This is a genomic window from Streptomyces sp. NPDC058335 (assembly GCF_042723915.1).
Taxonomy (GTDB): domain Bacteria; phylum Actinomycetota; class Actinomycetes; order Streptomycetales; family Streptomycetaceae; genus Streptomyces.
Window position 1 is genome coordinate 103,282 of record NZ_JBHXHX010000011.1, and the last position, 26,111, is coordinate 129,392.

Sequence of the window (26,111 nt, forward strand, 5' to 3'; positions counted from 1 at the left end):
CCGACGTCCGCAGCACTGCGGCTGCCGTGGCGGCCAGGAGTCGCGGAGCCAGGTCCCGCTCGACCATCGGTGCCGGTACGGTCGGCGATGAACTCGGCGAGTCGCTGATAGGCGTCCTCGTAGGCGACAAAATGCTGGGCCCGCATCGTCGGGGTCTCGGCCACTGCGCGCATCAACACCGCGATGTCGTCGCGCTGAACGGGGAACGTCGCTGTGAAGGCCGGAAGCACCTTGACCAGGGAATCCCACACCGGTTCCTCCGCAGGCCTGGCCCGCATGGTGTCGACGAGGGTGGTGCCCCGAGAGACCAATCCGTGGAGGATCGCCTTCTCACGGCTCCCGAAGTAGTTGCGGAACGTCCGCGGCGACCCATTCGCCGCCTCGGCGACGGCCTCCGGGGTCGCCGCGTCCAGACCCTGCTCCGCCATCAATGACCACGCGGCGTGGCTCAACGCGGAGCGCGTCGCCAGCTTCTTCCGCTGCCTCAGGCTCAACTCGAACGTCACGCCGGTGATCATCCAGGATTCTTTCTATTTTGGCAATCTTTCCTGCTTGGCAAATTTTTCACCATGGGCCCACGCTGTGCGCACGGGTCAGCAGGCGTCCATCGGAGCTGTGCATACAGCTACTCGGCGGGGCTCTCTGTCACACCGATAAGGAACTGTCATTTGCCAAGGCACGACGGCGTCGATGGCGCTGGCATGGGGGCGCTGTGGGTAGCCGCCGTCCAGGCAACCGCCCGCGGTCCCGACGCGCCGCCGCACTTCCGGGGGGGGTCTGCCAGTACCCCTTTCAGGGCCCGACGGGGCGGGAGGCCGTCCTACGGTGGTTCCCATGGACCGCAGCAGCGAGATCCGTGAGTTCCTGCGCACCCGCCGGGCCCGGATCACTCCCGAGCAGGCTGGCCTCACCCCACACCCGGGGCCCCGCCGCGTGCCGGGGCTGCGCCGCGAGGAAGTCGCCCAGCTAGCCGGAGTCAGCGTCGACTACTACGTCCGCCTGGAGCGCGGCCGCACCCAGGGCGTCTCCGAGGCCGTCCTGGACGCCGTCGCCCGCGCTCTGCACCTCGACGACGTCGAACGTGCCCATTTCTTCACCCTTGCGCAGCCCAAGCCCACCGCCCGAACCCGCCGCCAGCGCCCTCTCGCCCCCCAAAGGGTCCACCCGGTCCTCTACCGCACCCTGGACGCGCTCAGCGTCCCCGCGGTGATCGAGGGGCGACGGTTGGACATCCTGGCCGCCAACAAGCTCGCCTGCGCCCTCTACACCGACTTCGAAGCCCGGCCCCACCGCGAGCGCAACTTCGCCCGCTACGTCTTCCTCGACGAGGCCGCCCGCACCCTGTACACCGACTGGGACGAGGTCGCCGAGACCTGCGTGTCCAGGCTCCGCCTGTACGCCGGCCGCCACCCCGACGACCCGCAGCTCACCGAGCTGATCGGCGAACTGTCCCTGCGCAGCGACATCTTCCGCAGCCTGTGGGCCGACCACGACGTCGTCGCGCACACCACCGGTACCAAACGCCTGCACCACCCTCTCGTCGGCGACCTCACTCTCGAATTCGCGGTCCTCGCCGTCGAAGGCGACCCCGAACAGTGCCTCGTCATCTACACGCCCGAACCCTCCTCTCCCACCGCCGAAGCCCTGGGCATCCTCTCCAGCTGGGCCACCACGTCCGCCACCAACCCCCACACCACCCGACAGACACGCGACCCGGCCGGCTGACACCCGCGGCGCAACCGCAGGATCACTTCCCGAGCAGCGGGACAACGATGGCCCACGCCGGATGGAGTGCAGCGGCCCTGCCGCCGCAGGCCCTCACGCACCGAGGCGTCATCCGTCATCTCAGGCGACGGGGCGGGCCGGCCGGTTGCCACACCTGGGAGACGACACCAGCTCTCCTGCAAGCGCGCCGATCAGCAAGGCCGTTGACCTTCCACCGAGTAGAAAGCGTACGCATGTCTACTGAAGTCACTGATTCAGCTGCCCCTCCGCCGACCGCACCCCCGTCGGAACCGTCCACGTCGGAACCGTCCCGGCGCACCTTCGTCGCCACGACCGCCGTCGTCGGTGGTGCTGTGATGGCGGGCGGTCTGGCGGGACCACTCGGCCTGGGCGCCGAGGAGGCGGTCGCCGCTGACGGACCACCCAGCGGCCGTGTCTCCCTGACCGTCAATGGCAAGCGGCACACCGTCACAGTAGACAACCGGACCTCGCTGCTGGATCTGCTGCGCGAGCATCTGGAGCTGACCGGCAGCAAGAAGGGCTGCAACGCAGGTGCCTGCGGGGCCTGCACGGTCCTGGTCGACGGACGGCGGGTCAACTCCTGCCTGACGCTGGCGATACGGCTGGAGGGCGCCGAGGTCACCACCATCGAGGGCCTGTCCGACGGCGACGAACTGCACCCGCTCCAGCAGGCGTTCATCGAACAGGACGCCTTCCAGTGCGGCTACTGCACCCCCGGCCAGATCATGTCCGGCGTCGGCTGCATCCAGGAGGGGCACACCGGCTCCAAGGACGAGATCCGGGAGTTCATGAGCGGCAATATCTGCCGCTGCGGCTGTTACGTCAAGATCGTGCGCGCGGTCGAGCAGACCGCGCACGGGAAGTGAGCGCCATGTACCCCTTCTCGTACACCACGGCGGAGAACACCCGCGAGGCCCTGGACGCGGGCCGACGCGGCGGACGCTACATCGCCGGCGGCACCACCCTGGTCGACCTGATGCGCGAGACCGTCGAGCGGCCCAGAACCCTGGTCGACATCAGTGCCCTGCCGCTGCGCGAGATCGTCGTCACCCGGCACGGGGGCCTGCGCATCGGGGCGTTGGTCCGGATGTCCGAAGTCGCCGCCCACTCCGGGGTGCGCGCCCTGTATCCGGTGGTCTCACAGGCCCTAGAGCTGAGCGCCTCCGCCCAGTTGCGGAACATGGCCACCATCGGCGGCAACATCATGCAGCGCACCCGGTGCACGTACTTCCGTGACGTCACCGCGAACTGCAACAAGCGCGAACCCGGATCGGGCTGCGCCGCGTTGGAGGGCTTCAACCGCACCCACGCGATCCTCGGCACCTCCGAGAACTGCGTGGCCACCCATCCCTCGGACGTGGCCGTCGCCTTCGCCGCACTCGAGGCGACCGTGCACCTGCTCGGCCCGGACGGACAGCGCACCGTGCCCTTCGCCGACTTCCTGCTCCGGCCCGGCAGCACACCCAACCGCGAACAGGCCATCCAGCAGGGCGAGTTGATCAGTGCCGTGGAGATCCCGCCGCTTCCCCGCCCCCTGAAGTCCGGCTATCTGAAGGTCCGAGACCGGCAGTCCTACGAATTCGCCCTCACCTCCGCGGCCGTCGCCCTGCACATCCGCGGCGGGCGGATCCAGGAGGCCAAGGTCGCCGCCGGAGGCGTCGGCACCGTGCCATGGAAGCTGCCCGCCGTCGAGAGGCACCTCATCGGCGAACGACCGTCGGCAAGCCTGTGGGCTGCGGCGGCCGAACGCGCGGCCGACGGGGCCCGCCCCCTGGAGCACAACCGCTTCAAAGTCGAGTTGGTGAAGCGCACCGTCGAACGCCAGCTGCGCGTCGTAGGAGGTACCAAGTGAGCCCTCAGCCGCAGGCAGCCGTGGGAGCGCCGCTGTCCCGTGTGGACGGCCGGCTGAAGGTGACAGGGAAGGCGACGTACGCCGCCGAGCACGACATCGGCGGCGTGGTCCACGCGGTCGTCGTCGACAGCACGGTCGCTCGCGGCCGGATCACCGGCATCGACACCCGCGCCGCCCTCGCCCAGCCCGGCGTCCTGAAGGTGATCAGCCACCTCAACGCGCCCAAGCTGGCCTACCGCGACAACCCCGCCTCGATCGACCCGCTGGAAGGCGACAGACTGCACGTCTTCCAGGACGACCAGGTCCGCTTCCACGGGCAGCCGGTCGCCGCCGTCGTCGCCACCACGCTGGAGACGGCACAGCACGCGGCGAGCCTGGTGAAGGTCTCCTACGACGCCCGGCAGCCGTCGACCGACATGGCCGACCCGGCCGACCGCCCGGACTGGAAGCCCATCACCTACGCGCGCGGTGACGCGGACAAGGCGCTCGCCTCCGCCGCCGTACAGCTGGATGTTGCGTACCATCTGGGCCGCAACCACCACAACCCGATGGAGCCGCACGCCACCATCGCCCGCTGGGACGGGGACAAGCTGACCCTGTGGGACAAGACCCAGTGGGTGCCCGGCACGCAGGTCGAGCTGGCCGCCGTGCTCGGTATTCCGCAGGAGTCGATCCGGGTCATCTCGCCGTTCGTCGGCGGCGGGTTCGGCGGCGCGATCCGCTCCTGGCCGCACGTCACGATCGCGGCCGTCGCCGCCCGCGAGACGGGCCGCCCGGTCAAACTCGTGCTCTCGCGCAAGCAGCTCTACTTCGGGGTCGGTTACCGGCCCACGTACGAGTTCCGGCTAGGCCTGGGCAGTGACCGGCGCGGGCGCCTGACCGCTATGGTCAACGACGTCACGGCCGAGACCTCGACGTACGAGAACTTCACGGAAGAGGGCGTCCTGGCCCCCGGCAACATGTTCTACAGCACCCCCAACGTCCGCCAGGAATACCGGACGGTGTCGCTCGACGTGAACACGCCGTGCTGGATGCGCGGGCCCGGCTACGCCACCGGCTCTTTCGCCGTCGAGTCGGCGATGGACGAACTCGCCCACGAACTCGGCATCGACCCGATCGAGCTGCGCAGGCGAAACGAGCCGGCCGAGGACGAGTCGAACGGACTGCCGTTCTCCACCCGGCGGCTGCGCGAGTGCTACACCACCGGCGCCCGCGAGTTCGGCTGGGACCGCCGCAACCCCAAGCCCCGCTCGACCCGCGACGGGGACTGGCTGATCGGCACCGGCATGGCCGCCGGCGTCTACCACCACCTCTACTGGGCAGCCCAGGCGTCGGTCCGGCTCAACGCCGACGGCACGGCCCTGGTCGAGGCCGCGACCAGCGACATGGGCCCCGGCACCTACACCTCCCAGAGCCAGCTCGCCGCCGACGCCCTCGGCCTGACCATGCGCAACGTGACCTTCCGGCTCGGCGACTCCCGCATGCCAGTGACCCCGCCGCACGGCGGCTCCATGACCATGGCCAACGTCGGCTCCGCCGTCCAGGACGGCTGCGACAAGCTGCGCAAGCAGGCGATCGAACTCGCCGTCGAGGACCAGGACTCGCCGCTGTACGGCGCCGACGCCGACACCGTCGTCGTACGCGGCGGGCGGCTGCACGTGAAGGACAACCCCGCGCGCGGGGAGACCTACCAGCGGCTCCTGGCCCGCAACAACCGCACCTACCTCGAGGTGCTCGGCTCCTACACTCCAGAAGAGTCCCACCGGGCCTCGGTGCACTCCTACGGCGCGGTGTTCGCCGAGGTCGGCGTCGACGCCCGCCTCGGTCTTGTCCGGGTGCGGCGGATGCTCGGCGTCTACGACGTGGGCCGCGTCATCAGCCCCAAGCTCGCCGACAGCCAGGCCCTTGGAGGCATGGTCGGCGGCATCGGGCAGGCCCTGCTGGAGCACATGGTCATGGACCAGCGCGACGGCCGGATCGTGAACGCCGACCTCGCCAACTACCTCGTCCCCGTCAATGCCGACATCCCCGACCTCAAGGCCATCTACCTCGACGGCGAGGACCACGAGGCCGACCCCATCGGCGTCAAGGGCATCGGCGAAGTCGTCCAGCTCGGAGTGGCCGCCGCCCTCGCCAACGCGGTCTTCCACGCCACCGGACGCCGCATCCGCGAACTGCCCATCACGGCCGAAGCCCTGCTCTGAGCAACCGGGCCCGCCACGACCGCCCTGCGGGCCACCCCCGCCACGCAGGGCACACCAGGGCCGCCGCCGCGAACTCCGTCCCCCCGGCGGTGCGGCGGCGGCCCGTTCACCACATCCCTCGAGGAAGACCCGGTGAGGACCCGTCCATGCTGAACATCGCGGAAACGCTGTACGCCTGGTGCCGGGAAGCCCGTCCCTTCGCCCTCGCCACCGTCGCCGACGTCAGCGGCAGCGCACCCCTGCCACCCGGCACCGCACTCGCCGTGAGCACCGACGGCGACGTGATCGGCAGCGTCTCCGGCGGCTGCGTGGAGGCAGCGGTCTACGAACTGTGCCGGGAGACCCTCGAATCCGCCGGTGCCCCGGTACTGACGCGCTTCGGCTACTCGGACTCCGACGCCTTCGCCGTGGGCCTGACCTGCGGTGGCGAGATCGAGATCCTGGTACAGCGGGTGGATCCCGCGGTGCAGCCCCAACTCACCGCAGCCCTCGCCGAGATGGTGGCGGGCCGACCAACCGCAGTGGCCCAGATCGTGAACGGCCCGGAAGAACTCCTCGGCGGCACCCTTTACGTGCCTGCCGAGGGCCCGTACGACGGAACCCTGGGCGGGCAACGCGAGGACGAGGTTGTGGCGGCGCAGGCGCGTGCGCTGCTGCGGGCGGGCCGCACCGGCCGGATCGAGGTCGGCGGGGACGCCGACACCTGCCCCGAGCGGCTGTCGGTGCTCGTCCACACCAGTGCTCGGCCTCCCCACATGCTGATCTTCGGTGCCGTCGACTTCGCCGACGCGCTGAGCGAGGCGGGGCGTTTTCTGGGCTACCGGGTCACGGTCTGCGACGCCCGCCCCGTCTTCGCCACCCGCGCCCGCTTCCCGCACGCGGACGAGGTCGTGGCCGACTGGCCGCACCGGTACCTGGCCGCCACCGAAGTGGACGCCCGTACCGCCGTCTGTGTCCTCACGCACGACGCCAAGTTCGACATCCCCCTCCTGCACGTCGCGCTGAGCCTGCCGGTCGGCTACATCGGGGCCATGGGCTCCCGGCGCACCCACGAACAGCGCCTGGAGCTGCTGCGGGAGGCCGGCGTACCGGAGGCAGACCTCGCGCGCCTCAACTCCCCGATCGGGCTCGACCTGGGCGCCCACACACCCCAGGAAACGGCCGTCTCCATCACCGCAGAGATCATCGCCCGGGCCAACGAGGGCACCGGCCTGCCCCTCTCCCGCCGCACCGGCCCGATCCATGCCCCAGTCTCGGCGTCGTGGAAGGGGGCACTGGCGGACCCACCGAAAAGCAGTACCCCATACGCGGGCCCGACGGTGGCCGACGAGTGGTTGCCTGGATGAGGGGCGAGTGCGCCCGGAAATCGGAAACCTAAGAACGGAGCTATCTGATGCAGCACGTTTCACTCGGTGGGCTGAACGTCTCCCGGATCGGCCTGGGCGCCATGGGGATGTCCGCCTTCTACTCCGGTGCGAGCACCGATGACGCCGAGTCGATCCGCGCCATCCACCGGGCACTGGACCTGGGCGTCACCCATATCGACACCGCCGAGATCTACGGACCCTTCATCAATGAAGAATTGGTCGGCCAGGCCCTCCGAGGCCGCCGCGACCAGGTCGTGCTGGCGACGAAGTTCGGCATGTACTCGCACGCCGGCGGCGGACCGTACGTCCTGGACAGCAGCCCGGCGAACATCCGCACCGCCGTCGAAGGCTCCCTGAAGCGGCTCGACACCGACTACATCGACCTGTACTACCAGCACCGGGTCGACCCCGACACCCCGATCGAGGAGACCGTCGGCACCCTCGCCGAGCTGGTAGCAGAAGGCAAGGTCCGCCACATCGGCCTGTCCGAGGCCGGGGTCGAGACGATCCGCCGCGCCCACGCCGTCCACCCGGTCGCCGCGCTGCAGACCGAGTACTCGCTGTGGACGCGCGACGTGGAGGCCGAACTGCTGCCACTGCTGCGCGAACTCGGCATCGGCCTGGTGCCCTACTCGCCGCTCGGCCACGGCTTCCTCACCGGCACGTTCCGCTCTCCCGACGACATCGCCGACGACGACTGGCGCAAGACCAACCCGCGCTTCACCGGCGAGAACTTCCAGCTCAACCTGCGCATCGTCGATGAGGTCCAGGCCATCGCCGCCGAGGTCGACGCCACCACGGCCCAGATCGCCCTGGCCTGGCTTCTCGCGCAGGGCGACGACGTCGCCCCGATCCCAGGCACCAAGCGCGCCGCCCGCGTCGAGGAGAACACCGCCGCCGACCGCATCAAGCTCAGCACCGACCAGATCGAGCGGCTCAACAACCTCACCCCGCCCGCCGGTGAGCGCCACGACGAGAGCGGCATGGCCGCCATCGAGCACTGACCGGCCACACCGGGGCATCGGCGCCCGTCCAGCGCCGAACCGCCCTCAGGCTCACGCGGCTCAGGCTCTCTGAGCTCCCACTGCTGCCCCGGCACGTCCGCCGGGGCAGCAGCTCGTTTTCCACCACGGGCGCCGAGGTCGTACGGGAGACGTCCGGGGCGAGGGTCATATAGGTCGTCAGGCCTCGTTCAGGGCCGTGGTGGCCGGCCCGACGGTGCCCGGCGGGATGCCCCGATGGCTGAGGGCGTCTTCGACGGCCTGGACGCAGGGCCAGTGCGGTATTGCCTGGGGTGTGCCGCGTAATCCTGGCGGGTCCAGCAGCACGGGTCCCCCAGCAGCGGGAGCAGGCAGGGGTGGGGGTTAGGAGGCACGGCGGAAGACGGCGGCGGGGCCGATGACCTGCGGGCCGAACTTGTCACGAATCCGGTCGGCGGCGCCTTCCGCGGCAAGGCGGGCCTCGTGGGCGTCATCGAGGGACAGCTGCCGGGCCACCTGGTCGGCGTCGAGGAGGTCGTCGCCCTTCAGGATCAGACCGGTCAGGCGGCCGCGCTGCAGGCCGGCGGTGTCCATCAACTGGTAGGCGAGCTGGCGCAGGTCGTCCTCATGGGCGGAAGGGGCCGTCGGGCGGCGGGTCCTGTCCCAGCTGCCGCCGTCGTCTTCTTCGCCGCCGTCTTCCTGGCCGGCTGCTTCTTTGCGGTCTTCTTCTTCGGCAGCTCGTGGATGTCGGCGTCCTCGCCGCGGGAGGCCTTGGTCTGCTGGCCGGACTCGGTCAGGGCGGCCATGAGATCGAGGACCTTGCCCGGCTGCTCGGGCTCCGGGGCTGGCGCGGTTGAAGCAAAAGTGTTCGCCGAGACGCACGTCGCGCAGTCGCGACGCGGGTGTTGGTCGCCGTGGTGGCGGTGAGGGTGGCCCGGCCAGCTACAGCGTTCGTCGGACCCGGAAGGGGTGGTGGGGGGCCGGGCAGTCCGGCATTGGAAACATCAGGAACCAGCCGCCGAGGAAGAGGTGGTCGTCGAACGTCCTGATGGACGTCTCGTCGGCCGGACCCAGGTCCGGGTCGGCTGCGCTCCGCGTCCACCGCAGGTCGGCTTCACCCGCGCGTGGGGTGGGCGGTGACGCGAAGCTGCGGATTTCGTCATCGGGTCTGCGCCGCCGAGTCGGCCGGAGGGGTCCGGGCGGGTGGCGTGACCGGTCGCAGGTGGTTCTCGGCCGCCAGCAGCTCCTCCCCCGACCAACGCAGCGACCGCAGGTCGGCGACCACGACGTCCGCGTCCGTCACCAGTGCCCGTTCGCCGACGCCGACGACGCCGCCCACTCCGGCTCGGCGGGCGGCCTCGATGCCGGACGTGCTGTCCTCCAGGACGACGGTGTGCTCGATCGGGGTGCCGAGCGCCTTGGCGCCCAGGAGGTACCCCTCGGGGTGCGGTTTGCCGTCGGTGACGTCGTCCGCGGTGACCAGTACGGACGGCACCGGGAGCCCTGCGGCTTTCAGACGGGCGGTGGCCAGTGCCCGGGTCCCCGAGGTGACCACCGCCCACATGCCCTCCGGCAGTGACCTGAGGAGGTCGGCCGCTCCGGGGACCGCCGTGACCTGGGCGGCGTCCTCCAGCTCGAAGGCGTCGATGGCGGCCAGCGCCTCGGCGCGCAGGGCCGGCGGGATCAACAGCCGCACGGTGTCGGCGGATCGGCGGCCGTGGACGGCGGCGGCTACTTCGTCGGGATCGAGGCCGTAGGCCTGGGCCCAGCGGCTCCAGGCGGCGATGACGCTCTTGTCGGAGTCGACCAGGACGCCGTCGCAGTCGAAGAGCAGGGCTCGGGCGGGGAGGGTGACGGACATGGCGGTCCTTGGGTGCGAAGGTGGTCGGGCAGGCCGGTGCGCTCCGGGGAGGGCCGGGCCTGCCCGTGAGTCGGTTACGTGCGTGTGGTGCCGCCGGTGCTCAGTTCGCGTCCGCGTGGTCGAGCGCGTCGTCGAGGGTATCCACGGTCCGCGCGCGCCGCCGAAGGCTTCAGCCGCGGACCGCCCCTTTTCTCCGTCCGGGTGCACCGCGGCCACCAGGTGCGCCCCGGCGCCTCGGGCTGCGCGGGTATGCACGACGGCCATGAGGCCGGCACCGGCCACGGCGACTCGCATGGCACTCATGCGTTCCTCGCACCCGCCGCGGTGGTGACCGGACGGCTGCGGTAGCGGTGGACGAGCTCCCGGGCCGCCACCTGCATACGCACCGGCGGCAGGCCCGCCCTGATCTGCAAGAGGTCGTCGAGGACCATCTCCCCGATCTTCTCGAAGGCCGCGGGGATACCGCCGGCCCGGTGCGCGGACAGCACGAGTCCTTCCACCGCACGCGCCGGGTGATCGGCCGTCACCGGCTCCTCGGGCCAGACGTCCAGTGCCGCGAGGAAGTGGCCCTGGCTGACGAGTTCGATCAGGGCCGTGAAGTCAGCGACCGCGGCCCGGCTGACCAGGACCAGGCGGGCACCGGGGCGCAGTCGGCGCAGCCGTGCCTCGCTGAGCAGCCGCTCGCTCTCCTCGGTGATCGTGGCCAGGACGAACAGGACCTGGCTGGTCTCCAGTACCTCGTCGAGCGAGGCCGGGATCACTCCGTGCTCCTCCAGGTGGCGCTCCGGCAGCCACGGGTCGTAGACACGGATGGTGGCCCGGAACGGCACGAGCAGCTCGTGCAGCGCGCGCCCGAGGTTGCCGAAGCCGATAAGGCCGATCTCGGCGCCGCGCAGCAGGATGGAGTCGGTGTTGGACGCGAAGGTGTACCCCTCGGCGCCGGCCCGGAAGGCGCGGTCCTCGCGGGTGATGCCCCGGGCCAGGTCGAGCGCGAGGCCGAGGGAGTACTCGGCGACGGCCTGTGCGTAAGCGGGTCCGCAGCCGAGCACGTGGACACCGCGGTCGGCGCAGGCGGCGTAGTCGACGTTGGGGAAGAAGTTGCCCTCGACGTTGCACAGGGCCCGCAGGCTCACGGCACGCTCGACGCGTTCGGCGGGCAGGTCGGGCTGGCCGACCACGGCGAAGGCCCGGGGAAGCGCCAGGTCCAGCTGCCGTTCGGCGTCGGGATCGCCTTCGAGGTCGAGCACCTCGAACTCCTCGTGCAGTCGACGCAGGGTCACCGGGGCGAAGATCCGCTCGGTGGACTGGGGCGCGGGGTAAAGGACGACCAGTTCCTTGGGATGTGTCATAGGGCGGCTTTCTGTGGGGGCGGAGAAAGGGGGCCGGGCGCGGTGCGTTCTTCGGAGCGCAGACGGAGCATGACGTTCTCGGCCTTTGTGGGCTTGGCCGGGCCAGGGTCGCGGCAGCAGAGGCATCAAGGGACGTGACCGGGGCCAACGGGCTCGAAATCTCATGCTCGCGGACAGTTTGCTCGCTGAGTACGAGGAACGGCACGTGCGGACCGTCAGGGGGTGTCTCGACGTTCCACATGTGCCGTTCCTCGTACGTCAGCGCGTCAGCGCGTCAGCTCAAGCTCGCTCTCCTCTAGACCGAGTGTGCCCGCTGAGGGCCCACCTCCCGCCGCAGTGTCGCCCCGCAGCACGACCAGGACGACAGCGGTGATCAGCAGCCCAACTGCGGTCAACGCGGCCACGGCGATCACCGCCGTCCCCATGCCGGGGAGCAGTTTCCCGGCCCGGGCCCCGCCCGAGCTCGACATGATGGCGGTGACGACGGCCATCATCACGGCCCCACCGACCTGGATGAAGGTGTTGAGCAGTCCTGAAGCCAACCCCTGCTCGTCATCCGAAACGCCTGCGGTCGCCTGCGAGTTGACCGCGGGAAACAACACCGCGAATCCGATCCCGAGCAGCACCATGGTCGGGAACATGAAGTTCCAGTAGCTCATGCCCGGCGACGTACGCAGGAACAACAGATAAGCCGCACCGAACGCCAGCAGGCCCACCCCCACCAGGACCGTGGTGTTGAACCGGTCGAGGACGCGTTCGATCTTGATCGCGGAGATCACGACGATCAGCCCGACCGGCAGGAAGGCCACCGCCATGCTGATAGGGCTCCACCCGAGCGAACCCTGGACGTAGAGAGTGGCGAGGAACTGGAAGGCGGCATAGCCGCCGAACATCACGAAGCCGGCGACGTTCGCATGCACCAGCCGCATCGAACGCAGGATGCCCAGGCGGAGGAGCGGGTGGGGGTGGCGCAGCTCGATGACGACGAACGACACCGCGAGCAGGGTTGAGATCGCGAAGAGGGCCAGTGTCTGGGCGCTGGCCCAGCCGACCTCGGGAGCCTGTACGACGGCATACACCAGGATCAGGAGAGACCCTGTCGAGCTCAGCGCGCCGAGCAGGTCGAACTGCGCGAAGCTGAACTTCTCCCGGGCCACCCTCGGCACGACCCGCATTCCGATCACGAGCAGGAGCAGCGCGACCGGGCCGGGGAAGAGCAGGGTGGCACGCCACGAGAGCTCGGTGAGGAAACCTCCGAAGACCAGCCCGAGCGAGAACCCGGAGGCTCCGCAGGCGGAGTAGATAGAGAACGCCTTGTTGCGGGCGGGGCCCTCGGCGAACGTGGTGGTGATGATCGACAGGCCTGCCGGCACGGTGAACCCGGCACTCACACCCTTGACGAAGCGCAGCGCGATGATCAGCGCGTCCAACGTCGACAGGGCACTGATGACCGAGGCGACACCGAAGACGCCGACCGCCGCGAGGAACACCCGGCGGCGACCCAGGAGGTCCGAGACCCGCCCACCGAGGAGCAGGAAACCGCCGTAGCCGAGGACGTACGCGGAGACGATCCATTGGAGGATGGCCGTGTCCATGGCCAGGTCCCTGCCGATGGAGGGGAGGGCGACTCCGACCATGGATATGTCGAGGGCGTCGAGGAAGAGCGCCCCGCACAAGGTGACCAGAAGCATCCAGGTCCGGCTGTTCCAGCCCGTCGACGCGGAGACCGCGAAACCCTGCGGGTCACTGGTCTGGGGGATGGGTGAGGTGGTGTTGGGCAAGGAAGGCAAGGGAGGCTGGTGCCCTTCGGTACAGGGAGATACTGGTGGGTCCGCCTGGTGTGTGGGGTGGTTCAGGCGTTGGTGTCGTCGTGGCCGAGGTTGCCGCCCAGTGCGCGGGAGGCTTCGACCTGGGCGAGGAGTTCGCGGGCCTTGGCCGTGACGCCCTCGATGGCGTCGGCGCCGGCGACGAAGCGCACCGGCGGCTGCTCCTGCCCGACAACGGTCAGCAGGGCGCGGGCGAGCTTGACGGGATCACCCGGCTGCTGCCCGTTGATGCTCTTCCACGCCGCGACCGTGGCAGTGGTGCGCTCGGCGTAGTCGGCGATGGTCGGCTCGGGCCACGTGGTGGAGGCATCCACCAGCAGCTCGGTACGGAAGTAACCGGGCTCCACGATCGTGGTGCGGATGTTGTACGGCGCGATGTCCTGGTGCAGGGCCTCCATCCAGCCCTCCACGGCGAACTTGGAAGCCGCGTAGGCGGCGGTGAACTCCGTGCCCACCTGACCGGCCAGCGAGGAGATCGACACGACGTGACCGTCGCGCTGAGCACGCATCACGGGCAGGACCGCACGGGTGACGTTCATCGGGCCGAACAGGTTGGTCTCGATCTGCCGGCGCATGTGCTCCGGGGAGACCTCCTCGAAGTAGCCGGCGAAGAAGTTCCCCGCATTGTTGATCAGCACGTCGATACGGCCGAATCGCTCGACCGCCGCCTGCGCGGCCGCCTGCGCCTCCTCCAGACTGGTCACATCCAGCCTCACGGTCAGCAGGTTGTCCTGCGGCCCGCCCAGCGTCTTCTCAACCTCCTCGGGGCGCCGCCCGGTGGCCACGACCTGGTGACCGGCCGCCAGAGCCTCACGGACGATGTCCGTGCCCAGACCGCGCCCGGCACCAGTGACAAAAATGACCTTGCTCATAACCATTCCTTTCCGGGGCCGATGCGGCCCGGGTGATGGGGTGTTGATGCGTTGCCCCGGCCGGGGAGGCCGCGCGATGGAGGTGCTCAGGCTTGCTCGGTGGGCATGATCCACAGCTCGCCGACGGCGGCGTGCCGGGGACGGGTGACCATGTAGGTGACACCGTCCGCGATGTCCTCGGGCGCGAGGACCTCGGTTCCATCGAAGAAGGGGTTGATCACCTCGTCGCGGATCTCGGGCTTGTTGTGCGTGCCCAGTTCGCTCTCCACGGCACCCGGCTCGACGACTCCGACGCGTACGTGGCGCTGGGTGACTTCCTGGCGCAGGGACTCGGTGAAGGCGTGCACGCCGAACTTGGTGGCGTTGTAGACACCGAACCCGCTGCTCGCCACGCGACCGGCGTAGGAGCCGATGTTGACGATGTCGGCGACCTGGCGCGGCGCCTGTTCGGCAGCCTTCAGCAGATGCGGCAGGGCGGCGCGGGTGGTGTAGAGCAGACCCTGGACGTTGACCGCGATCATGCGGTCCCACTCCTCGGCGTCCGCCCCGACGACAGGCCCGACGAGCATCAGACCGGCATTGTTGACCAGGGTGTCCAGCCGCCCGAACCGCTCGACGACCTGCCCCACGGCCACTTCTGCCTGGTGACGGTCGGTGATGTCCGCTTCCACCGCCAGCGCGGTACCACCGGCTTTCTCGATCTCGGCAGCAAGAGCTTCCAGGCGGTCCTTGCGGCGAGCCACGAGCGCCACCGAGGCGCCCTGCCCGGCGAGCTCGCGGGCGGTGGCGGCGCCGATCCCGCTGCTCGCGCCGGTGACGAGAGCGACGGTTCCGGTCAGTTTCGTTGCCATGGGGGGTGTCCTCATCTCCAAACGTGGGGTGAAAGGGCAGACGGCGGGGCTGCGGCGGCGACAATCTCCTGCGTGCCGTTACAGCGCGTACTACTCGAATGATCGATGCCGTGCAGCAGGCCCGCTATCCAGGCAACCACCCGCCTGCCCTGCCCGGGCCCCTGTACGGGGCACGCCTCTTCCGGGGGTCTGCCAGTACCCCTCTCGCCGGTTCCGGCGAGGGGGGCGCCGTACGGCCCCCATCGACCGCCGTGGCCGGGCGTCGTCGCCGCCGGCGACCAGGTCCAAGCGGCCACGGGCTGAGGGTCGGCTCAAGCGAGCGTGGCGGTGTCGATCACGAAGCGGTAGCGCACGTCCGAGGCGAGGACGCGCTCGTAGGCGTCGTTGATCTTCGAGGCGGGGATGACCTCGATTTCGGCACCGAGGCCGTGCTCGCCACAGAAGTCGAGCATCTCCTGGGTTTCGCGGATGCCTCCGATCGCCGAGCCGGCGTAGGAGCGTCGGCCGAGGATCAACGAGAAGGCGTTGACCGACAGCGGCTCCGCCGGGGCGCCGACGTTGACCATCGTGCCGTCGATGGCCAGCAGCGAGAGGTAAGCGCTGACGTCGAGCGGCGCGCTGACGGTGTTGACGATCAGGTCGAAGGTGCCGGCCAGCTTCTCGAAGGTGTCCGGGTCGCTGGTGGCGTGGTAGGCGTCCGCGCCGAGGCGCAGTCCATCGTCGATCTTCTTCAGTGACTGGGACAGGACGGTGACCTCCGCACCCATGGCGTGGGCGAGCTTGACGGCCATGTGGCCGAGTCCGCCCAGGCCGACGACGGCGACCTTCCGGCCCGGCCCGGCACCCCAGTGACGCAGCGGGGAGTAGGTGGTGATGCCTGCGCACAGCAGTGGCGCGGCCTCGTCCAGGCCCAGGGTCTGGGGAATCTTGACCACGAAGTCCTCGGTGACCACGACGTGGGTCGAGTAGCCGCCCTGGGTGATCGTACCGTCCCGGTCGACGGAGCCGTAGGTGAGGATGTTGCCGCGCAGGCAGTACTGCTCTTCGCCCTTGAGGCAACTCGTGCACTCACCGCAGGAGCCGACCATGCAGCCGACGCCCACCCGGTCGCCGACGGCGTGACGGGTGACCGCGGGGCCGATCTCGGTGACGATACCGGCGATCTCGTGACCGGGGACCAGCGGATACGGGACCTCGCCCCACTCGCTGCGGACGTGGTGGATGTCGGAGTGGCAGATCCCGGCGTACTTGACCTCGATCAGGACATCGTGCGGACCCAGGTCGCGGCGCTGGATCGTGGTGGGGACGAGCGGCGCGGTCGCGGAGACCGCGGCATAGGCGTTGACGGTGAGCACAGGTTCTCCTGGTCTGGCGTGTGCGGTTCCCACGGCGGTCACACCGCGGGGGCCTGACGGACGGCCGGTGGAGGTTCCCCGCCGACGGGGCGTCACATCAGGTCTTGCGGGCCGGCGTAGCGGGCCCGATATCCACGCAACCACGCGGCGGCCCCCGCCCGAGCCCCCGTAGGAGGCACTGCTCACAGGGGGGTCCGGCAGTGCCCCTTTCCAGCACCTGACGCGTCCGGGATCGCCGTACGGTGGACCCATGGACCGCAGCAGCGAGATCCGTGAGTTCCTGCGCACCCGCCGGGCCCGGATCACCCCCGAACAGGCCGGTCTCGCCCCGCACGGCGGCGCCCGCCGCGTGCCGGGACTGCGCCGCGAGGAAGTCGCCCAGCTCGCCGGGGTCAGCGTCGACTACTACGTCCGCCTGGAGCGAGGCCGCACCCAGGGCGTCTCCGAAACCGTCCTGGACGCCGTCGCCCGCGCCCTGCACCTCGACGACACCGAACGCGCCCACCTCTTCGACCTCACCCAGCCCACCCCCGCCCGGACCCGCCGCAAGCGGCCGCTCGCCCCCCAGCGAGTCCACCCGGTCCTGTACCGGACCCTGGACTCTCTCAGCGTCCCCGCGGTGGTCCAGGGGCGACGCCTGGACGTCCTTGCCGCCAACAAGCTCGCCCACGCCCTCTACACCGACTTCGAAGCCCGGCCCCACCGCGAGCGCAACTTCGCCCGCTTCGTCTTCCTCGACGAGGCCGCCCGCACCCTGTACACCGACTGGGACCAGGTCGCCAGCGACTGCCTCGCCTTGCTACGCCTGTACGCCGGCCGTCACCCCGACGACCCGCAGCTCACCGAGCTGATCGGCGAGCTGTCCCTGCACAGCGAGACCTTCCGCCGTCTGTGGGCCGACCACGACGTCATCGCCCACACCAGCGGCACCAAACGCCTGCACCACCCGCTCGTCGGCGACCTCACCCTCGACTACGTGGTTCTGGCAGTAGAAGGCGACCCCGAGCAGACCCTGGTCATCTACACCCCGGAGCCGGCGTCCCGCTCTGCCGAAGCTCTCAACATCCTCGCCAGCTGGACCAGCACCAGCACGTCCACCACCCGCCCGCACACCTCCGGACAGACGCACAACCCAGCCGGCTGACACCCGCGGACATTCGCAGCACGAGCGCCCGAAGCGGCCCACCGCCGCATCACGGCCGCATCCCAGCGCCTTCGCCAGGAGAAGCAGCATGGAATTCGCCAAGCAGCAGCCAACCGTCAAGGCACCGGCAGACTGGTTCACGGGTGACGTGTGGTTCGACATGATCCACGCCGGCCAGGAGCCGTCCCTGATGCGCGCCAACCTGGTGCGTTTCTCGCCCGGCGCGCGCACGCACTGGCACTCTCACGCCCTGGGTCAGGCCCCATACGTCGTCTCCGGCACAGCCCTGATCGGTACCCGCGACGGCACGGTCTTCGAGGCTCACCCAGGCGAGACCGTACACCTGTCCGCCCGGCGAGGAGCACTGGCACGGCGCCGTGTCCGACCGTTTCATGGAGCACATCGCCATGTGGGAGGGCCTCGGCGACGGCACCCCGGAGACCGAGTGGCGGGAGCCGGTCACCGAGCAGTACAACGGGCCGCGCACCACCAGCCGGGCCTGAACCGGCAACCGCCCTGTGAGGGGGCCGGGTTCATGCCGGCCGGACCAGTCCCACGTCGTAGGCGAAGACCACGGCCTGGATGCGGTCGCGGGCACCGGTCTTGGCGAGGACGCGGCTGACGTGGGACTTGACGGTGGTTTCGGCGACGTGGAGGTGCGCGGCGATCTCGGCGTTGCTGTAGCCGCAGGCGATGGCGTTGAGGACCTCGCGTTCGCGGTCGGTGAGGGAGGCGAGCCGGCGTTCCTGATCCCGACTGCGGTGGCTGATCTTCTGGCTGAAGACGTCGATGAGTTTCCGGGTGAGGCCGGGCGCGATGACGGCGTCTCCGGCAGCCACCGCGCGGATGGCGGCGACGAGTTCACCGGGCTTGACGTCCTTCAGGAGGAACCCGCTGGCGCCCGCACGCAGGGCCGCGTAGGCGTCTTCGTCGAGGTCGAAGGTGGTCAGGACCAGAACGTGGGAGCGGCTGCCGGAGGTGACGATGCGTCGGGTGGCCTCGATGCCGTCCATGCCGGGCATGCGGATGTCCATGATGACGACGTCGGGGCGGAGTTCAGCGGCCAGCTTGACCGCTTCGGCTCCGTTGGCGGCCTCGCCGACCACGGTCAGGTCGGGGTGCTGTTCGAGGAGCATGGCGAAGCCGAATCGGTGCAGGGCCTGGTCGTCGACGACGAGGACGGTGGTCATGACGGGCAGCTTCCCGTGGACGATGCTGGGGCGGTGAGGACGGCTCCGTGGTCGTGGGCGTCCTTTCGCTGCGGGCGGGTCCGGCGGCTTGGCGGAGGTGTCGGGGGCGTGAAGGGTGCCTCGGTGGGGATGAGGAGGGCGCGGACGGTCCAGCCGCCGCGGGTGTTGGGGCCGGCCGTGATGCTGCCCTGGTAGAGGGCGGCACGCTGGCGCATACCGACCAGGCCCTGGCCTCCGCCATCGCTCCGGTCGTCCCGATGCCGGAGGCGATGGGGGCCGGTGTCCTCGATGGTGACGTGGACCAGGTCGTGGCCCACGCAGACGGCGACCTGGACCGTCGGGGCGGGCACGGCGTGCTTGAGGGTGTTGGTGAGAGCCTCTTGCACGATGCGGTAGACGACAAGTTGGAGTCCCGGGGCGAGCCCTTCCAGGTCGCCCTCGGTGTGCAGGGTGGCACTGGGGCCCGCGGACCTGACCCGTTCCAGCAGGGCGTCAAGGTCTGCCAGACCCGGCTGGGGGGCGAGCGGGGCATCGCCGGGTTCGCCGGGCTCGTCATGGATGACGGTGAGGAGGCGGCGCAGGTCGCCCAGGGCGCCGCGCCCGCTGTCGGCGATGAGCCGCAGGGTGTCGGCGCCGCGTCTGGGTTCGTTCTCGGTGAGTCCGGCGGCGCCATTGGCCAGGCCCACGACGACAGACAGGGTGTGGCCGAGGATGTCGTGCATCTCGCGGGCGATGCGGGCGCGTTCGGCGGCTGCGGCGAGGCGGGCACGCTGGTCGCGTTCCACTTCCAGGCGCACGGCACGGTCCTGCAGGGCCGTGATGTAGGAGTTCACGAGTCGGCTGATGACACCCAGTCCGGCGATAGCCACGACGTCGAGCAGCATGATCAGGATCAGCGCGGGAGCCTGCAGGAAGTGGTCGAACTGCCCGTCGTCCGAGTAGACCACGTACGCCGCGATCCCTTGCGCGAGGCCGACGGCCAGGGCAACGACCAGTTGGCGGGCGGTTCCACGGCGGCCCACGTTGAGCAGGGCCACCATCCGCCCGGCGTCCGCGGCCGACAGGATTCCCAGGGGGAGTGCCGCCACGGCGGTGGCGGTGGTGATGGCGTAGACCGTCATGGGGTGCTGCCTGCGCCAGAGCAGCGGGACGGTGAGCCCGGCGATCAGCGCCAGGACCGCCGGGACGCCGGGTCCGTCGGCCGCGTCCAGGAGGGAGGGCAGGCCGAACGCGGCGCACAGGGCCGGCACGCCCCAGCGTGAGACCTGCGGATGGGCCTTTTCCGCACGATTCATCGACGCTAGCCAGCACAGCAGAGGGCGGAACGTGCGGTGTTCCGGACCACTCAGCAGGGTCCGTGGATCTACGGGATGAGCCGGCGGTGCTGGTGCGGTCACTGTCGTACATCCTTCATGGTGTGAGCGGGCCTTCCAGCGGTCCTGGCGGTGACGGCCGAGGGCAGGATTTGGAGACCGGCCGGGGCGGCTTCCCGCCCGTGCGGCCAGCGGCCCGAACCCGCGCCCGGGGTGTCGGCCGGAGCGCGGGGCGGCTCGTCAGACGGCGGACCAGCCGTCGTCGACGGGCAGGACAGCGCCGTTGATCATCTCGGCGGCATCGGAGGCGAGGAAGACGATGACGGCGGCCTGCTCCTCGGGGGTGGACCGTCGGCCGGGGTTGGTGCGGAGGAAGTCGCGCATGACGGTCGGCCCGTGCGGGGCCGGCCCGCCGTCGGGTTGGGCCTCGCCCAGCATGGTGTTCACGAGGGCCGTGATCTTGGCGGGTTCCAGGGAGTTGGTGAGGTTGTTGGTCTGTGTCCCGCCAGGGGCGATGGCGTTGGTGCGGATGCCCTGCCCCCGGTACATCACGGCGAGGCTCTTGACCAGGCCCACGACGCCGTGCTTGGAGGCGGTGTAGGCGGTACCGGACGCGCTGCCGCGGAACCCGGCCTCGGACGCGGTGAAGACGATCGTGCCGTGGCCCGCTTCAAGCATGTGCGGCAACGCGGCCCGGGTCAGCAGGAAGGGCGCCGTCAGGTTGATCCGTATGACGCGTTCCCACTCGGCGTCCTCGACGTCGGCCAGAGCCGACATGCTGTCTGTGATGCCTGCGTTGTTCACCAGGACGTCCAGGCTGCCGAAGGTCCGGATGGCTGTGGCCACGACCTCGTCGACCACCTGCGGGTCGCTGAGGTCGCCGGCGACTGCGACGGCGGTGCTACCCGCCGCCTCGATCGCCTTGGCGGTCTCCTCGGCGCCGTCCTTGTTCAGGTCCGCGACCAGGACCTTGGCTCCCTCCTTGGCGAACATCAGGGCCGCGGCCCTGCCGATGCCCGAGGCCGCCCCGGTGACGATGACGCTGCGTCCTTCAAATCTCGTGCCGCTCATGGGTATTCCTCTTCTCTATGTGCGTTTCACGCCTCTGTGCGTGCGGTCTGATCCCGCCTGATGGTCGGCGGTGGTCCTTGCGTTGCGGACCGGTGTCCGCGGGCCCGGCGGCGGTGGGACATCCGCCGCCGGGCCCGGGATGCTCGCCGTACCCCCTGTCCCCACGGAGCACGGCGCGGTGGGGCCGCCGCCGCTCAGGACGGCCCCGTTCGTGTGCCCGGGCTCAGTGAGCCGGGGCCTGTGGTGGCTGACTGCGCAGGGCGCTGTCAGCCTCGCCGGTCACCAGGCGACCGGCAGTTCGCGGATGCCGTAGACGGCCATGTCGTGCCGGAGCCGCAGCTCCTCCAGCGGCACCGCGAGCCGGAGCCCGGGCAGCCTGCGCAGCAGGGTGGGCAGCGCCACCTGCAACTCCATCCGCGCCAGGGACTGGCCCAGGCACTGGTGGGTGCCGTAGCGCGCACGGTGAGCTGCCCCAAAGGGGGGCCGGCGACCGGCTTGCCATGGCGATGACCATCGGCGGCATGGGCGTTCGAACAGCCGTGACTGGCGTTGGTGGAGTGCCAGGCTCATAACGAGCTGCCGCCGGGGCCCACACTAGACACGTTCACCCGATCTTGCCAAGAAGGAAAATTTGCCAAGCTGGAAAAAATCCTGGATGGTGGTCGGCATGACGAAAGAGCCGAGCCTGCGCGAACGGAAGAAGCTGGCGACCCGGGCGGCATTGAGCCGTGCGGCCTGGTCCCTGATGGTCGAGCGGGGACTCGACGCGGCGACCCCGGAGGCGATCGCTGCGGCAGTGAATGTGTCGCCGCGCACGTTTCGCAACTACTTCGCCAGTCGCGAGGAGGCGATCCTCGACGGCCTGGTACGGAGCGGCACCTCCCTGCTCGACGCCATGCGGGCCAGGCCCATGGAGGAGCCGCCGTGGGACTCCCTGAGCCAGGTGCTTCCGTCCTTCGCCGCGCAATACGCCGGTCAACGGGACAACTTCGCGGTGCTGATGCGCGTGGTCGGCGAGCAGCCGTCGATGCGGGCGCAGCACGTGGTCACGTACGAGCAGGCCGATCAGCAGCTCGCGGAACTCATCGCCGAACGCACCGGCGCCGACGCCGAGCGGGACTTGACTCCCCGCCTGCTGGCCGCCGCGGCAGCTGCCGTGCTGCGGACGTCCATGGAGATGTGGGCAAAAGGCGACACCGACGTCGCACTGCCCGATCTCGTCCGAGAGGGCCTCCGGCAGGTGCGCGCCGGCCTTCCCACCGGTGCCGCCGTGGCGGCTTCCTAGCCATCCCCACCTGTGTCGCTGTCCACGCGCCGGGGGGCGCGTGATCTCGCAAACCTTTGATGAGGAGGAGCGCCTCATGGCAACGATTCAGTGCACGCTGAACCGATCCGCATTCCGTCGGCAACGGCTTGCCACGGCACCGGCCGGGCGCCACCGCGCCAACGCACACCGGTCTGCCGGTGCGGCAGAAGAGAGCCCGAGAAACCGATGAATGCCTTCCACCCCGACCTCACGCGCGCACGCTTCCTCCCCAAGATGTCCTACGGGCCCGTGACCTCCCGCCTCATGCGGAGTCTGAAGCCGCGCCCGACCGCCCCTGGGACCGACCTCACCGTTCAGGAAATAGTCGTGCCCGGGCCGAAGGGCGCACCGTCCGTCTCGCTCCGCGTCTTCCAGCCGACCGGCTTGAAGTCGGCTGCTCCGGCCCTGCTGTGGATACACGGCGGCGGCCTCATCTTCGGAGCCCCGGAACAAGACGACCGGACGAGCATCGCCTTCGCCCGCGAACTCGGCATCACCGTGGCCGCGGTCCGTTATCGACGGGCGTCGGACAGTCCCGCGCCCGCGGCCGTCGAGGACGCCTACGCGGCACTGCGCGGCCTGATCGCGCGGGCGAGCGAACTCCACATCGACATCGACCGCATCGCGATCGGGGGTGCCAGCGCGGGTGGCGGAATCGCCGCGGCCCTCGCACTGCTCGCCCACGACCACGCCGAGATCCGACCGGTGTTCCAACTGCTGGTCTACCCGATGCTCGACGACCGCACGACGACGAGAACGGACCTGGACGCGCGGAACATGCGTCTCTGGACTCCCAAGAGCAACCAGTACGGCTGGTCGTCCTACCTCGGCGACGCCGTAGCGGGCCCGGACGTCTCCCCGTACGCGGCCGCAGCCCGCCGCGAGGACCTCACCGGGCTCCCCCCGGCCTGGATCGGCGTCGGCACCCTCGATCTCTTCCATGACGAAGACGTGGAGTACGCGCGCCGCCTCAGCGACAGCAAAGTCCCCTGCGAACTCCACATTGTTCCGGGCGCGTTCCACGGGTTCGACGCGGTGTTCCCCAAGGCCGACGTTTCCCAGCAGTTCTGGCGCCTGCAGGCGCGGGCGCTGGATGCCGCGCTGTACGGCTGACACACACCGGCGCGCCACTCGGCGCTGAACGCGGCTCGCCCCTCGGCGCGCACCCGCATCGCCATCGAAGTCCTCCCAGAGCCCGGCCGGGTCCCCCTGCGCGAGAGCGCTCCCAGTCGGGCTGACAGCCCATGCCCACGCACAGCGCGGAGAAGGCGCCTGCGCCTTGCACCCCGGCACATTGATCAGGAGCACATTATGGAAACACCGACCCCCGTCCGTGAAGCGAGCGGGCGTGAGCCGGTCGCGTCCGAGGCGGGTACCTCCGACGCGGACCGGAAGATGAAGATCGTCAAGTACGTCTTCCTCTTCGTCATGCCGTTCCTCATGGTCACGATGATGTACGCGACGTACATGGGCACCATGCACTCGCCGAAGACGCGGGACATGCCGGTCGCCGTCGTCGGTTCGGGGGCCGTGGCCCAGTCCGTCGTCGACGAGCTGGAGTCCGCCGAGGACGGCGCCGCCGATCCCCGGCTGGTCGCCGACCGCTCGGAGGCACTCGACCAGCTCAAGGACCGTGACGTCGCCGGTGTCCTGCTGATCCCCGCGGACGGCTCCACCGAGGCGACCCTCTACACGGCCCAGGCAGCCGGCGCCTCACAGGCGGGAACGGTCAAGCAGCTCCTCGCCCCGGTGGCAGCGGGCCACGACTGGACGACCAAGACCGAGGACATCGCGCCCCTGCCCGCCGGCGACAGTGCGGGCATCGCGCTGCTGTTCGCCGCGATCGGCATGATGATGGTCGGGTACGCCCCGCTGAGCGGCATGATCGCGGCGGTGCCGCATCTGCTCGCCGTGCGCAGGTTCCTGCCGCTGCTGGCCGGCTGGGCGGTGGCGACCAGCTCGCTGATCTGGCTGATCCTGGGGCCGATCGTGGGCGCGGTCGACGGGCATTATCCGGCGTTCGTCGGGGTCGCCCTGCTCGCGACAGGCGCCGTGGCCCTCAGCCAGCTGCTGTTCGTGAAACTCATGGGCGGACTGGCGGTGCTGCCCGGCATGTTGCTGTGGATGGTCTTCGGGGTGCCCGCCTCCAACCTCGCCATGCCGATCCACTCGGTGCCCGGCTTCTTCGGCTTCCTGCACAATGTGCTGCCGCTGCCGGCCGCGGGCGAGGCATTGCGCTCCATCGTCTACTTCAACGGCCTCGGCGTCGGCACCCACCTGCTCACCCTCGCCGCCTGGCTCGTCGCAGCCCTCGCGCTCAACCTCCTGGTGGAGCGCCGCAAGGGGATCGCCATTCCAAACACCGAGGCGACCGACGACCCCCACTTCCCCCGGCCCGCGATGGCCGGTGGCCCGGTGCGCTCCAGGCGGCTCCGGTACTTCGCGGTGGCCGCCTTCCCGCTGACCATCCTCACCATCGTCGTCGGCCTGATGAGTGCCTCCCTGCACCAGCCGCAGGTCCGCGACATGCCCGTCGTGGTCGTCGGCGCCTCACAGGAACAGGCCACGCAGGCGGCCCGCGGTCTTCAGGACGGCCTGGGCGACCTGCTCTCCCTGACCACCAGCACCTCCCTCGACGCGGCGACGGACCAGATCCGCGAGGGCGAGACCGTCGGCGTGTACGTCCTGCCCACCTCAAGGGGCGGCGAGGCCATGCTGTACACCTCCTCGGCCGCGGGCGCGAGTCAGCACTCCGCGCTGCAGTCGATGTTCCAGCAGATCTCGGCGAGCCAGAAAACGCAGCTGGAACTGACCGACGTCCAGCCGCTGAACGACTCCGACTCGGGCGGCAGCAACAGCATGTACGCGGCCATGTCCTGGATCATGGCCGGCTTCCTGGTCATGGCGGTCCTGCGCGGCGGTGCCCCGGAGATCAAGCGCCTGCGGCAGCTCCTGCCCATGCTCGCCGGCTATGCGGTCGGCATGGCCGTGTGGCTGTGGTTCCTCTTCGATGTCCTGATCGGCGCGATCAACGGCCACGGCTGGGCGATGATCGGCTTCGGAGCCCTGACGATCTTCAGCATCTCGATGTTCACCGGAGTCTTCACCCGCACCCTCGGCATCGCCGGCATCATCCCCGTCCTGGTGATCGCCCTGATGGCCGGGATCCCTGCCTCCGGCGGAAGCATCTCCCTCTACATGGTCCCCGAGTTCTTCCGCGACCTGAACGGCGTCCTGCCCCTGCCCGCCGCGGTCGACATCGTCCGCGCCACCGTCTACTTCGACGGCTCCGGCATCGCCGGCCACCTCGGGACCATCGCCACCTGGGGCATCGTGTGCCTGCTGATCCACATCGGCATCGACTGGGCCATCGCCCGCCGCGACCGCACCCGCGGCACCGACGGGTCCGACACGACGCACGGCGGCGGCACCCTGGCACTCGGTGGGCAAGCCGAGCAGCCCGTACCAGCCGGCTCGATCGGACCGGTGCCCGAGGCAGCATCGCGCGCCGTCTCCCTGAGCAGCAGGCGGCGAGCCCTGCGCCGACGTTCCTGACCCTGTGTGGGGCCCCGGCCGACCGGACGGGGCCCCACACGCCGCACCGCCACCTCAAGGGTGGCCCCCACGCAGACGCCCGAGCCTGACCAGACGTCACCACTGCCCGATCTCGGCCGGTCCGGCTCGAAATCACGACAGTCGAGTACCGGTCGCGGTCGGCGGCCTGCGTGTGAGAGGCGAGACGAAACACGATGAGCAGCAGCCGTACGAAAGACCCTCGAAGAGGTCTTCACGGAGGGACAGCCCGGCCATCAGAGAGAGCCGGT

Annotated in this window: 21 protein-coding genes and 3 pseudogenes; 11 read left to right on the forward strand and 13 right to left on the reverse strand. The window is 70.1% G+C overall.

Going from position 1 to position 26,111, the window contains the following annotated elements:
- Nucleotides 1-74: 74 nt before the first annotated feature.
- Nucleotides 75-518 (reverse strand): annotated as a pseudogene (locus ACFWJX_RS22585) (TetR/AcrR family transcriptional regulator); the annotation flags it as partial.
- A 316-nt stretch (nt 519-834) separates the two neighbouring features.
- Between ACFWJX_RS22585 and ACFWJX_RS22590 the strand changes: the two are divergent.
- The 6 genes from ACFWJX_RS22590 (at nt 835) to ACFWJX_RS22615 (ending at nt 8,173) form a co-directional block, all read left to right on the forward strand.
- A complete protein-coding gene (locus ACFWJX_RS22590) occupies nt 835-1,725 on the forward strand; it encodes a helix-turn-helix transcriptional regulator (RefSeq protein WP_383245961.1) in 891 nt (296 codons plus the stop codon).
- Between the two features lie 233 nt (nt 1,726-1,958).
- A complete protein-coding gene (locus tag ACFWJX_RS22595; RefSeq protein ID WP_307079922.1) occupies nt 1,959-2,612 on the forward strand; it encodes a (2Fe-2S)-binding protein in 654 nt (217 codons plus the stop codon).
- Between the two features lie 5 nt (nt 2,613-2,617).
- Nucleotides 2,618-3,598, forward strand: coding sequence for an FAD binding domain-containing protein (locus tag ACFWJX_RS22600; protein WP_383245964.1), 981 nt, complete (start codon nt 2,618-2,620; stop codon nt 3,596-3,598).
- On the forward strand, nt 3,595-5,802 hold the full coding sequence (locus tag ACFWJX_RS22605) for a xanthine dehydrogenase family protein molybdopterin-binding subunit (RefSeq protein ID WP_383245967.1): 2,208 nt from the start codon (nt 3,595-3,597) through the stop codon (nt 5,800-5,802). The genes ACFWJX_RS22600 and ACFWJX_RS22605 overlap by 4 nt, the downstream gene beginning before the upstream one ends.
- Before the next feature lie 146 nt (nt 5,803-5,948).
- A complete protein-coding gene (locus ACFWJX_RS22610) occupies nt 5,949-7,148 on the forward strand; it encodes an XdhC family protein (RefSeq protein WP_383245969.1) in 1,200 nt (399 codons plus the stop codon).
- Between the two features lie 47 nt (nt 7,149-7,195).
- Entirely contained in the window at nt 7,196-8,173 is a 978-nt protein-coding gene (locus ACFWJX_RS22615) for an aldo/keto reductase (protein ID WP_383245972.1), read from the forward strand.
- 360 nt (nt 8,174-8,533) lie between these two features.
- Here ACFWJX_RS22615 and ACFWJX_RS22620 read toward each other — a convergent pair whose 3' ends face one another.
- From ACFWJX_RS22620 to ACFWJX_RS22655, 8 genes are all read right to left on the reverse strand, one after another.
- Nucleotides 8,534-8,743, reverse strand: a complete 210-nt coding sequence (locus tag ACFWJX_RS22620) for a hypothetical protein (RefSeq protein ID WP_383245975.1) — start codon at nt 8,741-8,743, stop codon at nt 8,534-8,536.
- Nucleotides 8,743-8,955, reverse strand: coding sequence for a hypothetical protein (locus tag ACFWJX_RS22625; RefSeq protein WP_383245978.1), 213 nt, complete (start codon nt 8,953-8,955; stop codon nt 8,743-8,745). The genes ACFWJX_RS22620 and ACFWJX_RS22625 overlap by 1 nt, the downstream gene beginning before the upstream one ends.
- 353 nt (nt 8,956-9,308) lie before the next feature.
- Nucleotides 9,309-10,010, reverse strand: a complete 702-nt coding sequence (locus ACFWJX_RS22630) for an HAD-IA family hydrolase (protein ID WP_383245981.1) — start codon at nt 10,008-10,010, stop codon at nt 9,309-9,311.
- A 299-nt stretch (nt 10,011-10,309) separates the two neighbouring features.
- Nucleotides 10,310-11,359: an NAD(P)-dependent oxidoreductase gene (locus ACFWJX_RS22635; protein ID WP_383245984.1), complete on the reverse strand. Its 1,050-nt coding sequence runs from the start codon at nt 11,357-11,359 to the stop codon at nt 10,310-10,312.
- 266 nt (nt 11,360-11,625) lie between these two features.
- A complete protein-coding gene (locus ACFWJX_RS22640) occupies nt 11,626-13,140 on the reverse strand; it encodes an MFS transporter (protein ID WP_383245986.1) in 1,515 nt (504 codons plus the stop codon).
- 71 nt (nt 13,141-13,211) lie between these two features.
- Entirely contained in the window at nt 13,212-14,057 is an 846-nt protein-coding gene (locus ACFWJX_RS22645) for an SDR family oxidoreductase (protein ID WP_383245988.1), read from the reverse strand.
- An 86-nt stretch (nt 14,058-14,143) separates the two neighbouring features.
- On the reverse strand, nt 14,144-14,908 hold the full coding sequence (locus tag ACFWJX_RS22650; protein ID WP_383245991.1) for an SDR family NAD(P)-dependent oxidoreductase: 765 nt from the start codon (nt 14,906-14,908) through the stop codon (nt 14,144-14,146).
- Nucleotides 14,909-15,219: 311 nt separating this feature from the next.
- Nucleotides 15,220-16,263, reverse strand: a complete 1,044-nt coding sequence (locus ACFWJX_RS22655) for an NAD(P)-dependent alcohol dehydrogenase (protein WP_307177916.1) — start codon at nt 16,261-16,263, stop codon at nt 15,220-15,222.
- A gap of 250 nt (nt 16,264-16,513) precedes the next feature.
- Here ACFWJX_RS22655 and ACFWJX_RS22660 point away from each other — a divergent pair, with 250 nt between their 5' ends.
- Together ACFWJX_RS22660 and ACFWJX_RS22665 are read left to right on the forward strand one after the other, a co-directional pair.
- The gene (locus tag ACFWJX_RS22660) at nt 16,514-17,407 is read left to right on the forward strand and encodes a helix-turn-helix transcriptional regulator (protein WP_383245994.1); all 894 of its coding nucleotides are present in this window, start codon (nt 16,514-16,516) and stop codon (nt 17,405-17,407) included.
- Between the two features lie 88 nt (nt 17,408-17,495).
- A pseudogene (locus tag ACFWJX_RS22665) lies at nt 17,496-17,910 on the forward strand (cupin domain-containing protein).
- A 30-nt stretch (nt 17,911-17,940) separates the two neighbouring features.
- Here ACFWJX_RS22665 and ACFWJX_RS22670 read toward each other — a convergent pair.
- The 4 genes and pseudogenes from ACFWJX_RS22670 to ACFWJX_RS22685 form a co-directional block, all read right to left on the reverse strand.
- A complete protein-coding gene (locus ACFWJX_RS22670; RefSeq protein WP_383245997.1) occupies nt 17,941-18,597 on the reverse strand; it encodes a response regulator in 657 nt (218 codons plus the stop codon).
- Nucleotides 18,594-19,892 carry a sensor histidine kinase gene (locus ACFWJX_RS22675; protein WP_383246000.1) on the reverse strand — a complete coding sequence of 433 codons (1,299 nt, stop codon included), beginning with the start codon at nt 19,890-19,892 and terminating at the stop codon, nt 18,594-18,596. The genes ACFWJX_RS22670 and ACFWJX_RS22675 overlap by 4 nt, the downstream gene beginning before the upstream one ends.
- Nucleotides 19,893-20,150: 258 nt before the next feature.
- The gene (locus tag ACFWJX_RS22680; protein ID WP_383246003.1) at nt 20,151-20,981 is read right to left on the reverse strand and encodes an SDR family NAD(P)-dependent oxidoreductase; all 831 of its coding nucleotides are present in this window, start codon (nt 20,979-20,981) and stop codon (nt 20,151-20,153) included.
- A 279-nt stretch (nt 20,982-21,260) separates the two neighbouring features.
- Nucleotides 21,261-21,434: pseudogene (locus tag ACFWJX_RS22685) on the reverse strand (cytochrome P450); the annotation flags it as partial.
- A gap of 202 nt (nt 21,435-21,636) precedes the next feature.
- On the opposite strand from ACFWJX_RS22685, the gene ACFWJX_RS22690 reads away from it, so the two are divergent.
- From ACFWJX_RS22690 to ACFWJX_RS22700, 3 genes are all read left to right on the forward strand, one after another.
- The gene (locus tag ACFWJX_RS22690; protein WP_383246006.1) at nt 21,637-22,266 is read left to right on the forward strand and encodes a TetR/AcrR family transcriptional regulator; all 630 of its coding nucleotides are present in this window, start codon (nt 21,637-21,639) and stop codon (nt 22,264-22,266) included.
- A 348-nt stretch (nt 22,267-22,614) separates the two neighbouring features.
- Nucleotides 22,615-23,400 carry an alpha/beta hydrolase gene (locus tag ACFWJX_RS22695; protein ID WP_383246009.1) on the forward strand — a complete coding sequence of 262 codons (786 nt, stop codon included), beginning with the start codon at nt 22,615-22,617 and terminating at the stop codon, nt 23,398-23,400.
- Between the two features lie 198 nt (nt 23,401-23,598).
- Nucleotides 23,599-25,842: an ABC transporter permease gene (locus tag ACFWJX_RS22700; RefSeq protein WP_383246012.1), complete on the forward strand. Its 2,244-nt coding sequence runs from the start codon at nt 23,599-23,601 to the stop codon at nt 25,840-25,842.
- The last annotated feature ends 269 nt before the right edge of the window (nt 25,843-26,111 follow it).